Below are 14789 nucleotides of genomic sequence, written 5' to 3'. Positions count from 1 at the left end.
TGCGTCGCAGCGCGCCGCAGCACATACCAGTTGATTCATCTATAAGGTTCCGCATATGCCCATCAGCGACTACGAATCCCTCGTTCTCGACCTGATCGCCCGCACAGAGCGTGCAGTTGAGTCTGTTGCGCACCTGACCGTGGACTCGAAGGTCACATTCCAGCCCAGCGACATCGTCGACATCGTTGAACGTGGGCTGCCGAGTGATTACCCTGCGCCGACTGCGGGCGATAAGACTCGGCGCGACATGATTGCCAGAATGACGCAGGACATTCTCAGCGGGGAAATGTACGAGGATGCCTGATGTCCCGCCCGCGACCGGACAGGCTGTTTGGCGGCTCACACAACATTGCAGCTCCCGTCTACGCCGGGCTGTTCGACGGTCCGGGTCGGTCTATGGTCTGAGATCAACACGTTTCTGCGTTGCCGATCCATACGACACGACCGCCAAAGCCCCCTTGCTCACGCAACCTTTGCGACCGGAGGGTCTCGAGCTCATCGATGTTCACACCGAGACACGCGACTTCGAACGCCGCACCGCCAGCGCCGAGACGATGATCTGCTGGTCGAAGACCCTGCTCATGACCCGCCGCCTGGCCCGCTCACGCCGCGGGCGAATGTGAACCGCCCGGACGCTGGCTCGGCCAGCCAGCCGCGTGCCACCAGCCGCTTCGCCTTCGACCGCAGTGCTTCCACCCGCGCCGGCACCACATCCATACCGAACAAAGCGGCCATCTCCTGGCAGGTCAGCGGCCCTTGACCGAGCCGGACGCGGCCCGCGAGCGCCTCAAGGATGCGCTGGTAGTCCACCGACAGCACCGACCAGGCCAGCCCCTCACGCCACACCGGCACCTGCGACTTCGGCTTCGCCGCATCCCGGGGCGCCGAGGGCGCACCCCATCCTGCGGATCTTCGGTGGCCTCCGTGTCGGCGGTGGTGCCGCCGTCCGGAGACAGCACGGCATCGACCCGCCTGCGGGCGATCACCCATTCTTGCCATCCCAGCTCGGCTGCGGCCAACTCGGCCTGGATGCGGTCGGTCTCCTCACGCAGTTCGTCGACTCGACACCGAGCGGCGAGCTCGTGCTGTTCCAGTAGTCCGACGACCGACGGTATGCGCGGCCTCCCGGGGAGAGCGAGGACCAGCCAGGCCACCACTCCCAACGCCGGAGCGCTGGCCTGGCTGGCTCGTGACGAAGCCGACGTTTGTCAAGAAATGGGCGCGCGAGTGAAGCGCGTGGCCAGCTGACACCCGATGGAGCCCTTGGCCCTGATTCCCAGGTGCGCGGCCTTGACAGGAGACGACGCGCGCGACACAGCTGGCACCTAGATCTGGGCTGCCCACGAGTCAGAGCGATCCATTCCCACGATGGGCTTGATGATCGCTATTTCCGCGGTATGCTTTCACAATGTCTGAGCTGCGGGAAGAGTCAAACAGTCGTACCGGTGTCGAGTTGTTCGCCGGCGCGGGAGGCTTGGCGATGGCTGTCCACAGCGCGGGCTTCCGGCCGCTACTGTTCAACGAGTTCGCGAAGCGGGCCTGCCAGACCTTGCAGGCCAACGGGGCGAAGCCCCGGGGCGAGAGCGAAGCGATCCCTGAACCGGGCGAGCCTTGGCCCCTAGTAGAGGGGGACGTACAGAGTCTCGACATGAGCTACCTGCACGGCAAGGTCGACGTACTCGCGGGCGGCCCACCTTGCCAGCCCTTCAGCCTTGGCGGTGTCGCCAAGGGCGACGAGGACAAGCGGAACATGTTTCCGGAGATGTTCCGAGCGATGCGCGAGATCCAGCCCAAAGCTGTCATCTGCGAGAACGTCAAGGGACTGACGCGTCCCTCGTTCAAGCCGTATCTGGACTACATCCTGCGCGAGATGGAGATGCCGTTCGAGTTGCGCAACCCGGAGACCTCCTGGCAGGAGCACGACACGTACCTGCGTGAGGCCCGAGAGAGGCCGGTATCCGACCCGTCGAGGCGCTACCAAGTCGTAATGACGAAGGTTAACGCGGCGGACTACGGCGTTCCCCAGATCAGGCAACGCATAATCATCGTGGCTTTCCGCGCGGACCTCGGGATCGACATCGAGCAGTTCCAGAACGACGTCGCGCCCACGCACCACGAAGACGCGCTGGCCAACTCCATGATCGATGGGTCCTACTGGGAACGCCACCCTTCAGTCCCCAGGCATGTACGGGACCGGGTCATGGCGGGGCTCCCCGAGGAGAAACTGGAAGTAGACCCGAAGTTCCTGCCGTGGCGGACGTTCCGCGACGCGATCGCTGGCATCGACGAGAACGAAGGTAAGCCGCTCCCAGCGGTGCCGTGGGACAGGCTGGACCGTCAGGAGTACCGGGCGGGAGGGTTCACCGACCACATCGGCTGGCCTGACGCCCGCATCTACAAGGGGCATACACCGAACGCGTTGGACCGTCCGGCGAAGACCGTGAAGGCCGGGGTGCATGGTGTGCCTGGCGGCGAGTCCGTGATGTTGACAGACGATCGTTACCGCGACCCCGAATCACCCACAGGCTGGACGTACAGGCACCGCTACATGACCGTGCGCGAGACCGCGCGCGTCATGACCTTCCCCGACGCCTGGAAGCTGGAAGGCCCTCGGGGAGAGAAGATGCGGCAGCTCGGTAACGCGGTCCCGGTGAAGCTGGGCGCCGTATTCGCCAACGCTGTAGCGGCGGCTCTCGACAAGGCGGAAGGACGTTCATGAGCGGTGCGGCGAAGTCGCCCCAGGGATCCTGGAACGACAAGACGCCACCGGACCGCGCCTGGAAGGGAAAGCCCGGTAGGACGCGCGCCGCCCAGTCCGCAGAGCAAGACCGGGCGGCCGGCGGTAGCCACCGGCGTCTAGTCGATCTTGGAGATGGGCGGTTCGCCCGCGCCTCGGTCTCCTTGAGGCTCTATGCCAAGACCCGGAGGATTCGAGCCACGTTGCGCTGGGGCGACGGCAAGAAGTCCCCTGAGGTTTACCTCGGCGAGGTCGAACACGAGAGCCGTGCGGCCAATCTGGCCGCTGCTTGGGAACGGGCTCGGAGCATGGGGCTGCTGGCGGAAGACGCCTTGCCCAAGGGGTCGAAGGCGTCTTCCTTGGCCGTCCGCGCGTCCATGCGAGGCAACAAGGGCAAGGACACCAAGCCCGAGAGGCTGTTGCGGTCGCTGCTGCACAAGGAGGGCTTGCGCTACCGGGTGAACGCGCGACCGATCGAAGGGCTGCGCCGCAGCGGGGACGTCGTCTTCCCCAAGCAGAAGGTCGCGGTCTTCGTCGACGGCTGCTTCTGGCACGTCTGCCCCGAGCATCACCGGCCTTCAACCAGGAACACCGAGTTCTGGAATAAGAAGTTCGAGAGCAATCAGCGGCGGGACATCGAGACGACCCGGCTCCTGGAAGAGGCGGGTTGGACAGTCATCCGGGCTTGGGAGCACGAGGCCCCGGAGGACGTGGCTCGCCGCGTCATCGCCGCCGTACGGGGCGTCCCCGGCGAATCCGCGCCGGGGTAGGCACGCGAGGCGAGCACGCCTCGAATGCGAAGATCACGATCTGCGCACCCCATGTGCCCGTGGCACCTACTAGGGTTGGCCAAGGGGGGACGAAGGATCAGCATGGGCGCCCAGCCAGGGCCAGCCATGCCTGTCACACCGGTGGCGGGTTGGATCCGGGATCCGCCCCGCTGGGAGCAGGTTCGAGACACAGACGAAGGTTGGTCATGATCCAGGACCAGTACATCAATGTCACGCCACATCCCCGCATTCTTGGGGTGCTCGGCGACATCGAGTTCTCACACTGGCAGTGCCTGGCCGAGCTGATCGACAACTCCTTCGACGAGTTCCAGGCCGCTGGTGACACCGGTGCCCGTCCTTCCGTCTCCATCTCCCTGCCACCAGCCAACTCGCAGCGTGCGACCGCGGAGATCACGGTGCGGGACAACGGACGCGGCATGAGCCTGGAGGCCGTGACCAACGCCATCAGCGCGGGTTGGACAAGCAACAGTCGTCATGGATCGCTCGGCCTGTTCGGGATGGGTTTCAACATCAGCACGGCCCGCCTCGGCCGACGCACCACCGTACGCACCAGCAGGGCCGGCGACACCGATTGGATCGAGGTGACCCTGGACCTCGTCAAGATCGCGGACTCCGCCGAATACCAGGCCCCCTACCGCTCGGTGCCCAAGAGCAGCCCGGACGAGCACGGCACCACGATCACGATCAGCGACCTCAAGCAGGAGCAGTACACGACGCTCTGCCGCCCGCAAACTCAAAACGTGATCAGGGAGAAGCTCGGAGAGGTCTACAGTTACCTGCTTCACACAAAGGGTTTCCTGCTCACGCTCAACGGTAAGAAGGTCAAACCCCGACTGCCCTGCGTTTGGGACGAGAAGCGTACGGTCACCCGCCAAGGGGTCGACATCCATGCCGTCCAGCACATCGAACACCACCTCAGCGCCAAGAAGGCGTGCATGGTGTGCGGCTATTGGAGTTCAGTCGACGCGGAGCGTTGCGAGGAATGCAACCAGGATCGACTCGAACTACGGGAACGCAAGATCTGGGGTTGGCTCGGTATCCAGCGATACCTCCATCGCACTGATTACGGTGTCGATTTCCTCCGCAATGGACGGAAGATCCTGCTCAAGGACAAGAGAGTCTTCTGCTGGCAGGACGAGGACAGCCTTGCCGAGCCGGAACTCGAGTACCCCATCGACTCGAAGACTCCCATGGGGCGAATCGTCGGCGAGATCCACTGCGACCACGTAGCCCCCAACTACCAGAAGACCGCCTTCGAGTTCGAGACCGTCGAATGGCGTCAAGTATTGCGTGAGGTCCGCGGTATAAGTCCACTGCGCCCGAAGATCGCCAAGAGACTCGGCCTTCCGGAAAACCGCAGCCCGCTCGCCTTGCTCTACACCGGATTCCGCCGCCAGGACGCTGGACTGAACTACCTGATTCCAGGAGACGGCCGTAACGCGCTTCACGATAAAGCGCTGGTCTGGGCCGAGCTGATGAGGAAGGGTGACCGCGACTATCAGGACGATGAAGTCTGGTACCGAGCCGCTTACCAGCATGACCACCCGGTAACAGCTGACGAGTCACAGGAGAACGACGAGATCCTGCCCGGTTTCGGGTCCGATCTCCTCAAGCCCCAGGACGCTTCAGAGTCAGGTGGGGCGCGGAGTGCTGCCCCCGACGATCCGGGCGAGACAGCCGAAGATGATGCCGTTCCCGCGGAGACGATGGACCAGCGGCTCCAACGCTACCGCGGACATGCTGAGGCGCTCGTGGACTTGGCCGGCGACTACTATATGGAGGAGCTTGGCCGCATCGAGCTCGCGGCGTGGGCGGTCCGAGGGCAGACACTCATCACGAACGATGGTCGCTCCGCCCCCGTGATCGTGTCGATGATCCGCGCGCCACGCCTGGAGGTCTTCGTCGACACCGGGCACCCGCTGTTCCGAGAGAATGGCGCCGACCTCCGCGACTTGGCCCTTGTCGAGGTCGCTGAGTACATGCGGGTGCGTGCGAATAGCCTCGCGATGCCTCTCACGGAAATCATCGCTCAGCTCAAAGCACAGACCGGCAGCCCTCGACTGACCCCTGCCGCGATGGCTGAGGAGTCGGAGCGCTTGTTGGACCACGTGCGCGGGGCCATGGTGGCACCCATTTCGGAGAACCCCGCTGTTCACTGGCTACTGCTCACACAGGACGAACGAGCCAGGGCCGAGCGCAAGTTCGCGGTTCAGTCCGGTGGGGATTTCTCATGGAATGACGCGCTCACCAACGGGGATTTCATCCGCTATACGCCAGCCAGCGCACTGATCCGAATCATCCAGGAGTCTCCTCAGAGTTTCCTGGACGGCACAGTCTTCAAGCGCGGATACGTGGCGCTGAGTGATCCCGAAGCGAAAGCGCTCGTCGTCGAGCGCCTCGCCAACCCCTTGAGCGACCTCGCTCTACTCGAACAGCACCGCCCGCGCCTCGATGTGGAAGAGCTCTCCAGGATTCGCATCAGCTGCCGCCTGATCGGCCGTGACCTAATCACCGACAACGCGTAGAGAGGCGCCAAGTGTCAGGGTTCCTCGATGCCGGATCCTTGTTGGACGTCGGGCCGCTACAGTTCCCTCGCCGAATCGAACGGCTTCTCTGGCACCTGGGCTTCACAGATGTTTCCAACATCGATGGCTCCGGTGATCAGGGAGGTGACATCCTGGCCCAGTTCAGGGGCGAGACTTGGGTGCTCCAGTGCAAATGGAAGCGGAGTGGCGCCGTAGGTGCCGAAGCCGTGGACGAAATCGCCCGCGCTCGCGACTACTATCGTGCCCACCGCGCGGTAGTGGTCACGAACACCCGCTTCAGTCCGGAGGCTCGCCGCCGGGTGGGAGATCTCGCTCGCCTCGGCCCCGGGATCATGCTCTGGGGAAGCGCCGACCTATCCACTAGCTTCGACCGGTTGCCTGAGGGCTTCGGGCGGATCACTCCACGGTCGTACCAAGCCGAGGCCCTGGAAGCCATCAACACCGACCTCGACGCGACTGGTCGCGCCCTGCTCGTCCTCGCCACCGGCCTGGGTAAGACCGTCGTTGGCGGTGAGGTGATCGCCGAGCACTTGCGTCGCGCCCCGAAGGGGAAAGTGCTCGTGGTCGCTCACGCGAAAGACCTCGTCCAACAACTGGAACGAGCACTCTGGCGACATCTGCCGAAGGATGTGCCTACTCGCCTCCTCACGGGAGACAGCCGCCCGGACGATCTCTCCGGGCTCACCTGCGCGACCGTCGGTTCAGCCTTGGCCGCCGCGCGCTTCGGGTACCGCCCTGGCTTTGTCCTGATCGACGAAGCCCACCACATCGGCGAAGACGGCCAGTACGACGAGCTGCTCAACGTTCTGCGTGAGTCGCGTCATCTCGGCGTCACAGCGACCCCATGGCGCGGTGACAGCCATGACATCACTCATCAACTAGGTGAGCCCAGCTTCAGTCTTGGCATCGAAGAAGGCATGCGGCGCGGCTATCTCGCACAAGTCGACTACCGCTTGTTCGTCGACGACGTCGACTGGGACACGGTTCGCCAGGCAAGCGATCACGAATACGGCCTCGCCGAACTCAACGCCAAACTCTTCCTCCCCCAGCGGGACGAGGCTGTCCGCGACGAACTCGCTGCGGCTTGGGCTACGACGGAAAAGCCGCGTGCCATCGTCTTCTGTCGCACCATCGAACACGCCGAACGACTAGCTGACCTGCTGCGCCGTAATCCGTTGTGGTCCGGCGCCGCCGCCATCCATGCCGGCCTTCCGAAACGGGAACGTCAGAATCGTCTCCTGGCGTTCCGCTCAGGTGAGGTGCCCATCCTCACCTCGGTCGACATCCTCAACGAAGGCGTTGACGTGCCAGATGTCAACATCCTCTGCTTCGCCCGCGTCACACACTCTCGTCGCATCTTCGTACAGCAGCTCGGCCGGGGGCTCCGCCTACGCGAGGGGAAGGAGCGCGTCACGGTACTGGACTTCGTCAGCGACCTCCGTCGTATCGCGGCCGCTCTTAACCTCAAGCGCTCTCTGGACAGTGATGGCGAGATCGAGACGCTGCCGAAGGTCAGCCCCTCTAAGATCGTTTTCAGTGATCAGCGGGTGGCCGCGCTCATGGATGAATGGATCAAGGACGCGGCCAGCCTCGAGACAGCGTACGACGAGCATCGCCTCCAGTTTCCCTCCGCCCTCGCCCCTCAGGAGTAACGTCTCAAATGCCGCCCATGCAGCTGCCCGCGCCCGTTCGCGAACGCCTTGTGTACGAGATCTACAGGCAAGCCAATGATCTGGACTGGGAGTTCCTGAGCAACGGCGAGAAGACCGCTCAATATCGCAGCTGGATCGAGGATCCAAAAGTGGGCGGCGTTCTGCTCGCGTACGGGCCAGAGAAGGACGCCCGTGTCTGGATCAAAGATGTACCCATGAAGGAATACGCGCGCGCCCAGGAAGGCATCGGCCTCTACACCCGTTACGCTGTAAACCGATTCCGTGGAGCTGACGAAATCGTCCAGGCCGCTTTCGGGAACGGCTGGACCGTAAAACCTGACTCCATAGGGGAAAAGCCCAACCACTGTTACGCGACCGACGGAGACGTCACTCGCTACGTGTGCTGGGGGCGCCCTGGAACTTTCCGCGACCTCATCTGGGCCGCTATCAACGAAGCCGTCGATTCGACGGAGTGTCCAGCCATAGTCATCACCACGCGGGACGGCGAGTCGATCTCCACCACCGATCGCAAACGTCATGTTGATATCACGAACCACTGCGCTGTCAGTATCACACACCTTCACCGCACGATGATTCCGAACCCTGAATACATCGATCCCGCTATGGGTGTCTAACCAATATTGATCGCCCACGGAAGTCGCATCGGGGAGGGGAAGATTCTATGGCACCATCAGCTAGTGGCGCTTCGGTGGGCGGCGGATATGGCTTGTTCGATGGATTCGAGGGATACCGCACACCTTCGTCGGATGATTACCGCCGCGTCCTCGCCAAAGGCATGGTCGTTTTTGACGCCAACGTCCTGCTCAACCTCTATCGCTACACCGAGGAAACACGAGATGGCCTATTCACCATCATGGAGACGCTCGGTGAACGATTCTGGGTTCCCCACCAGGCTGTAGCAGAGTTCTGGCGCAATCGCGAATCCACACTCAACACTCCGAAAGACAGCGCGAAAGTCGCTGAAACGGAGCTGAGAAAAGCAGAGCGGACCGCGACTAACGCCATTCGGGTCTGGGCCAAGAGTTCCGCCCTTCCAGACGAGCGCCGCTCCGAGATCATCGAGCACTTTACTTCGGTATTCGAAAAAATCTGCAAGGTGATCAACGAACAGGCAGAGAACGACACCATCCCGCATGCCCGAGACACCAATCAAGACGCGCTTCTCTCCAGACTTTCTAATGTGCTGGCGGGCAGGGTCGGCTCCCCGCTGTCAGAGGAGGACCACGCCATCGCTTTGAAAGAAGCCAAGCGTCGGGCTCAAGCTAAGGAGCCGCCCGGATATTTGGACCAAGAAAAGAACGGGGATCTCGGGGCGGGCGACTACATTGTGTGGGAGCAGCTGCTGATCGAAGCGACGCGCAGGCAGTGCGATGTGCTATTCGTGACCAATGATCTAAAAGAGGATTGGTGGCGAAAGGTGAGAGATCAGCAGCGCGGACCAAGGCTTGAGCTCCAGTCTGAATTCCGATCCCGGACGCGTCAACAGCTGTTCATGTTGCAGCACACAGGACTGCTAGTGCAGGCAAGTTCGCTGCTGAACATGCAAATCATCCCAGAATCCGTCGAAGAATCCGAACGAACCGATCACCTGGTCACGGCACAACTTCCTCTGGAAGCCCGTGAAAAAGTGCTCTTCGAGATCTATCGGCAAGCGCACGAGATGGATTGGGATTTCCTGAGCAACACAGAGAGGTCAAACCAGTACCGGCAGTGGGTCGAAGACCCTGAGGTGGGCGGCGTTCTCCGGTCCTTTATGACGGAACAAAAAGCTCGCGTCTGGATTAAAGATGTACCTATGAGGGAGTACGCCCGCGCGCAGGAGGGGTTTGGTCAATACGCTCCTTACGCGGTGATGCGTTTCCGGGGCCCCGACGAGGTCGTCAAATCCGTCTGCGGCCCCGAGTGGGGCGTCGAGCCCGACTCCATGGGCGAGAAACCCATGCACTGCTACGCCACGAACGGAACCACTACACGGTACATCTGCTGGGGTCACCCACGCACATTCCGCGATCTCATCGGAGCCGCCCTGAACAAGACCATCGAGTCACAGGAACGGCCAGCCATAGTCGTAACGACCCGCGATGGTGACACCGCCGTTACCACTGAAGAACAGCACCAGCAGACTCAACTGGCCGAGCGGTCCGGAATCGATCTCGAATATCTGCACAGAAGCATGATCCCAAATCCTGAATACCCCATGTGAGCTGTAACGGGGCCACCACCGCAGTCGCAGCAGTTCCCGCTCTCTCCGTCGGCTTGGGCCCGCACCGATGCCTATGCGTAAGAACGGGACTCCCGCAGGAACCAGCTGTTCCTCACTTCTCTGTCAGTGGAAGGTGAGCAGCGGCACGTCATACATATCAGGGTTACGCGGCCTGGTCATGTTGGGCGCCACGACTTCGACCACCAGCAGCTCGCTGAGGAACTGGATCTTCGCGCTGAGGAGGTGGCTCGTACGCCCGTCGGCGGAGTGCGCCTTCAGGCCGGCGGAGACGTGGATGTGCGGCAGGATGGCGCCGGTCTGGGGATCGTGGGCGAGCGTGCCGGCCCCGAACACCTCGACGTTGGTGACGTACGTCTTGGACCAGACCGGCGCGTCCGGGTTCTCAAGCTTCTCGCAGGCTCCAACGATCTCGGCTTCCGCGAAGGCGCCGATGAACGAGGGGATGTACCCCTGCCGCACGCCGTGCTCGCGACAGAAGGCGGTGAGGGCCTCGAAGAAGTCCTCACCGTGGTCGAAGGTGACACCGAAGGTCCGGCCGATGGTCAGTTCGTGGGCGCGCATGCGCCATCCTTTCTGGGGCGTTTTTGCTGTAACACGCAGTTGCCGCCGTTCCGTTCACGCGCTCATCGTCGGGCCCGGACCAGCGCATATGTGCCGCTTGTACGCGGGCATAGCCTTCACCCGCTCTTCGGTAAGTCAGCTGCCAGGGCGTGATCTTGACGTCACCTCCGAGATACTTCGGCTACCAACGCATTGGGGGGCAACATGCAGAGCGTCAAGTGGGCCGAGGAACTGGCAGAGTCCCTGCTCGGGGCCAGCCTTCCCCGGCGCTGGGCCCATAGTCGAGGAGTCGCCTCACGGGCCGCGTTCCTGTCGCCGATCACGGGAGCCTACTCGAACACGCTCGCGGCAGCCGCCGTGCTCCATGACATCGGTTACGCGCCGGCGCTGGCCGCGACCGGCTTCCACCCGCTGGATGGAGCCCGCTGTCTCCGGTCGCTGGGCACCGTCGATGAGCTGATCGTGCAGCTCGTCGCGAACCATTCCTTCGCCCTGCTCGAGGCAGACGAACGTGGGCTGCGGCAGGAGCTGGAGATGGAGTTCCCCCTCCCGGAAGAGAAGCACTTGGTCGACGCACTGGTGTACTGCGATATGACCACCACCCCCGACGGGGCCCGAACAACATCCCACGCCCGTGTGGACGAGATCTTGGGACGCTATGGAGAGGGCAGTCTGGTCGGTCGGTTCATCCGGCGCGCTGCCCCCGAGATCCATGCCGCTGTGGCGAGGGTCCAGGCCCGGGTCGAGGCCACGGGCCTGGATACCCGTAATACCGCCTATCCCACATATGGGTATGCGCCGGAGAGGTAATGTCCGATCTGCTCATGCATGCTCGGATGAATATCGAGGGCTGCGAGATCGTCCGGGAGGGCCCAGCGAACCCCATCGGCCTCATCGTTCACGGTAGGGGCTCCGCCGACCGGTCGCCCGATATATACCGCTTCGTACTGTTGGCGAATCTCGCCATCGGTGTACTCGACGATGTGCGCTGGGTTTGAATACACGCCGAGGAATCCCGTGATCTCCGCTATGATCCCGGTTTCCTCCTCGCACTCCCGTACCGCACACTGGGCCGCGCTCTCACCGATGTCTTGCGCTCCTCCCGGCAGGGCCCATTGGCCTGTATCACGACGGCGCTGGAGGAGGATTGCGCCATTCTCGTCGACGACCAAAAGGTTGCTTGCCGGAATGAGTGTGTTCGCCTTGGGGGCGCTCGGGTCGTGGTAGTACTCGGTCCTGCCCATCTCGGGTGAACCTCCTACTCGTTGGGTTTCCAGGGACGGGTTGTGTTCCAGACCGCATCGAAACTGTCGGTGTAGCGGTCGAACCAGCCATTGCCGTCGAGGCGTTGCAGATGGAAGAGCGGGTTGGCGCTCGCCGGCATACCCCACATGTGGGTGTTCACCATAAGATTGTCGTCGTAGCGGAAGAGCGAGTTGTACAACGTCGTGTCATGGAGGCGCACTTCGCATCCGGGGACATGCGATAAATCCCGGTAGTACGTGAGTGAAGCACGGATCTTCGCAGCGAGGGTTCCATCGATGCCCTCTTCCTGGTCCCGGATCGCCACAGCTTGACCGCCCGGGTCACCGAAGCACAGACGTACACGCACTCCACCCGCGGCCCGTTCGCCGAGCATCGTTGCGACGCGGGGATTGGTCTGCGCGAAAAAGGTTCCGGAGAACCAGCACGTCTATCTGTTCGACCGCCCCCAGCAGCAGGGAGATCCACACATCGCGGTGCACGCTGGCGCGGTCAGGGTAGACGTCAATGATCTCAGAACGGGTCCCCTCCTGGCCGCGGGCGGTCTCGGGTGGCCACAGGTAGTTCTCCTCCACCTTCAGGTGCTGCGCCACCTTCCACCGATGGCGCTGTCGCGGGGTACGACCGCCTAACCAGCGCCCGACCGTCTTGGGGTCAACGCCGCAGACCTCAGCGAGGCGCTCAGGCGTCACGCCCCTCTGGCCGAGGACGATCCGAAGTCGCTCGTTCACGGGGACCATCCAAGCGGACACCCAGAGTGGCGACAAGCCGCATCTAAGTGTCCACACGTCCAGCATCGCCACCCCGCTGCTGCCGGCGAAGGCGTTTACGCTGGCAAGGTGCCGCCGCTCATCGTCTTGTGGGACATCGACCACACGCTCATCGAGAACTCTGGGGTGAGTAAGGAGATCTATGCGGCGGCCTTCACCGCCCTTGCCGGTCGGGCCCCTACAGAACCCGCTCTCACCGAGGGCCGCACTGACCGAGCGATCATGATGGAGATGTTCCAGCGGCAGGGTCTTATGCCACCGCCTTGGGAGGAGACGTCCGCAGCACTCAAGGCGGCCGGCTCCGGCCGATTCGAGGATCTACGTCGCCGGGGCCGGGTGCTGCCCGGGGCCGAGGAGGCTCTGCGGAGCGTTCGGTCGGAGCCCGGCATGGTCTCATCCATCCTGACCGGCAATATCGTCGGCAACGCACGTGTGAAGCTGGCAGCTTTCGGACTCGATTCTCTGGTCGATCTTACGGTCGGAGCGTACGGAGGGGACTCCACCGACCGCAGCGCCCTGGTGGGCATCGCTCGCAATCGCGTAGCTGCCACCTACGACACGCCTCCCGAAGCTCCTGTGGTCTGGTAGGAGACACACCCCGCGACGTCGAGGCCGCGCTGGCCTCCGACTCCCACGTCGTGGCGGTCGCCTCTGGCATCCACACCATGGCCGACCTCCGCCGCGCCGGTGCTGAGCTCGTCCTGCCGAACTTGAGTGACACCGAGGCCCTGCTGGCAGCCCTCCGAAACCTGGTATCCCCGGGCCGCATGTGAAACGTCCCCGGACGTCCCGCAAGCGTCCCGGGACGCGGTTTCAAGGTCCCCGTCGACAGGCGAACATCGTCCCCGCCACTGTTCTCAAGGCTCCGAGGTGGAGGAGGCCCAGTGATAAGGGAAGTGACCGGGATCGAGACGATCCGGATGCTGTACTTACAGCTGCTCTACCGATGCAACTTCAATTGCACCTTCTGCTTCCATGGTGAACGACTCAGCCACAACGACTCGTTCAGCGCGGACGAGGCCACCGCTCTCCTCAGGCTGATGCACGAGACGTACGGAAGCGAAGCTGTCACGCTCCTCGGCGGCGAGCCGTTCGTCTACCGTGAGCTGCCCCAGGTCGTCCGGCACGCGAAGCACGACCTGGGGATGCAGGTGGAGATCTGCACCAACGGCTACCGCATCGAACGCAGGCTGGCCGAGATCGCCGGCGACGTCGACTTCCTACGCATCTCCCTCGAAGGCATTGGTCACACCAATGACACCCTGCGCAAGCGGGGAAGCTTCGCCGCAGCGCTTCAGTCCATGGAAGCTGCCCGCTCCCTGGGGGTCGCCACCGGATCCACGATGACGGTCAACAGGCAGAACATCGATGAGGTCATCCCGCTGGCCAAGCTCCTGGAGGACTCCGGGGCACGGCAGCTGAAACTGCACTGCCTGCGGCCGATCGGCAACGCCGCCGATCACCCCGAGCTGACCATCACCGACACGGCCGCCTACGCGCGGTTGCGCGAACAGCTCGCCGACGCAGCCTTGTGCATCGACGTCGTCGTGGATGAGGACCTTTCCGGCGAGGGATCCCAGGTCACCTGCGCCCCCGTGCAGAACGAGAAGTCGGTGGAGCGGATCGAGTCCGACCCCCGAGGCGCCCTGACGCTGTCGTGCAAGGCCGTCGGCAAAGACGCCCACGCCTTCTGGTATGACAAGAAAAACGGACACATCGAGTACCGCCCCACAGGAACGGACGAGATCGCCCTCGCCATCCCGGACGTGGTGTACTCGCATGTCTGACCGCCCACTGTTCGAGAGTCTGGAGGGGCTGCGAGGCGTCGGCAAGACCACCGTGGCGCGCCGCTTCTCGCGGAGGCCCGCAGCGCGGTCCTGGTCCCCACCATCCCGCCCCCGTACCACCAGCTGCGTCGCCTCGTGGACCGGCAGGATTGTCCGGACACGCGGATGTGCTTGTACTTGTCCGCGTTGTTCGCGTCGACCCGGCAGATCGTCAGGCACCTGGCCGAAGGCACCCCGGTCGTAATCGAAAGCTACTTCGCCCGCTGCCTGGCCACCCACCGGGCCATGGGTGCTCGGCTCGGGGTTACCCTGAACCGTTCCGACTTCTCTGCCGCTCCGTTGTGAGCTAGCAGAGAGGATGGGCGCCATGCCCAAGAAGATTGACTCAACGCTTCGTAGCCAGGCTGTGCGGCTGGTGATGGAGCATCGCGCGGAGT

The 14789-nt window shown here is 63.3% G+C and carries 12 protein-coding genes and 2 pseudogenes; 10 read left to right on the top strand and 4 right to left on the bottom strand.

Translation table 11 applies throughout. The features are described from left to right. The first annotated feature begins 55 nt into the window (after positions 1–55). Positions 56–304 carry a hypothetical protein gene (locus tag LUZ64_RS35145; protein ID WP_095579671.1) on the top strand — a complete coding sequence of 83 codons (249 nt, stop codon included), beginning with the start codon at positions 56–58 and terminating at the stop codon, positions 302–304. A 275-nt stretch (positions 305–579) separates the two neighbouring features. Here LUZ64_RS35145 and LUZ64_RS37680 read toward each other — a convergent pair. After that, a pseudogene (locus tag LUZ64_RS37680) lies at positions 580–1031 on the bottom strand (hypothetical protein). A 377-nt stretch (positions 1032–1408) separates the two neighbouring features. Between LUZ64_RS37680 and LUZ64_RS35135 the strand changes: the two are divergent. From LUZ64_RS35135 to LUZ64_RS35110, 6 genes are all read left to right on the top strand, one after another. Then, positions 1409–2719: a DNA cytosine methyltransferase gene (locus LUZ64_RS35135; RefSeq protein ID WP_095579672.1), complete on the top strand. Its 1311-nt coding sequence runs from the start codon at positions 1409–1411 to the stop codon at positions 2717–2719. Next, entirely contained in the window at positions 2716–3507 is a 792-nt protein-coding gene (locus tag LUZ64_RS35130) for a very short patch repair endonuclease (protein WP_170116688.1), read from the top strand. Before LUZ64_RS35135 ends, LUZ64_RS35130 begins: the two co-directional genes overlap by 4 nt. A 206-nt stretch (positions 3508–3713) precedes the next feature. Next, a complete protein-coding gene (locus tag LUZ64_RS35125; RefSeq protein ID WP_095579673.1) occupies positions 3714–6053 on the top strand; it encodes an ATP-binding protein in 2340 nt (779 codons plus the stop codon). Positions 6054–6064: 11 nt separating this feature from the next. Beyond that, positions 6065–7726, top strand: a complete 1662-nt coding sequence (locus tag LUZ64_RS35120; protein ID WP_095579674.1) for a DEAD/DEAH box helicase — start codon at positions 6065–6067, stop codon at positions 7724–7726. Positions 7727–7743: 17 nt separating this feature from the next. After that, positions 7744–8361, top strand: coding sequence for a hypothetical protein (locus LUZ64_RS35115; protein WP_143593046.1), 618 nt, complete (start codon positions 7744–7746; stop codon positions 8359–8361). Positions 8362–8408: 47 nt separating this feature from the next. Next, the gene (locus tag LUZ64_RS35110) at positions 8409–9950 is read left to right on the top strand and encodes a PIN-like domain-containing protein (RefSeq protein WP_143593047.1); all 1542 of its coding nucleotides are present in this window, start codon (positions 8409–8411) and stop codon (positions 9948–9950) included. A gap of 123 nt (positions 9951–10073) precedes the next feature. Here the strand turns inward: LUZ64_RS35110 and LUZ64_RS35105 are convergent, their stop codons facing one another. Next, complete coding sequence (locus LUZ64_RS35105; protein ID WP_095579677.1) at positions 10074–10532, bottom strand: PPC domain-containing DNA-binding protein; 459 nt, start codon at positions 10530–10532, stop codon at positions 10074–10076. 204 nt (positions 10533–10736) lie between these two features. On the opposite strand from LUZ64_RS35105, the gene LUZ64_RS35100 reads away from it, so the two are divergent. Further along, positions 10737–11342, top strand: a complete 606-nt coding sequence (locus tag LUZ64_RS35100) for an HD domain-containing protein (RefSeq protein WP_095579678.1) — start codon at positions 10737–10739, stop codon at positions 11340–11342. Here LUZ64_RS35100 and LUZ64_RS35095 read toward each other — a convergent pair. Both LUZ64_RS35095 and LUZ64_RS37675 read right to left on the bottom strand, forming a co-directional pair. Then, the gene (locus tag LUZ64_RS35095; RefSeq protein WP_095579679.1) at positions 11309–11776 is read right to left on the bottom strand and encodes an NUDIX hydrolase; all 468 of its coding nucleotides are present in this window, start codon (positions 11774–11776) and stop codon (positions 11309–11311) included. The genes LUZ64_RS35100 and LUZ64_RS35095 overlap by 34 nt on opposite strands. Before the next feature lie 14 nt (positions 11777–11790). Further along, positions 11791–12171, bottom strand: coding sequence for a hypothetical protein (locus LUZ64_RS37675; RefSeq protein WP_308251438.1), 381 nt, complete (start codon positions 12169–12171; stop codon positions 11791–11793). Positions 12172–12634: 463 nt separating this feature from the next. Here LUZ64_RS37675 and LUZ64_RS35085 point away from each other — a divergent pair. After that, a pseudogene (locus LUZ64_RS35085) lies at positions 12635–13338 on the top strand (HAD family hydrolase). Positions 13339–13449: 111 nt separating this feature from the next. After that, positions 13450–14352, top strand: a complete 903-nt coding sequence (locus LUZ64_RS35080; RefSeq protein WP_095579680.1) for a radical SAM protein — start codon at positions 13450–13452, stop codon at positions 14350–14352. The last annotated feature ends 437 nt before the right edge of the window (positions 14353–14789 follow it).

Source organism: Streptomyces albireticuli (assembly GCF_021228125.1).
GTDB lineage: Bacteria > Actinomycetota > Actinomycetes > Streptomycetales > Streptomycetaceae > Streptomyces > Streptomyces albireticuli.
The sequence above is the reverse complement of the archived record's forward strand: the minus strand, read 5'-3'. Positions and strand labels throughout refer to the sequence as shown.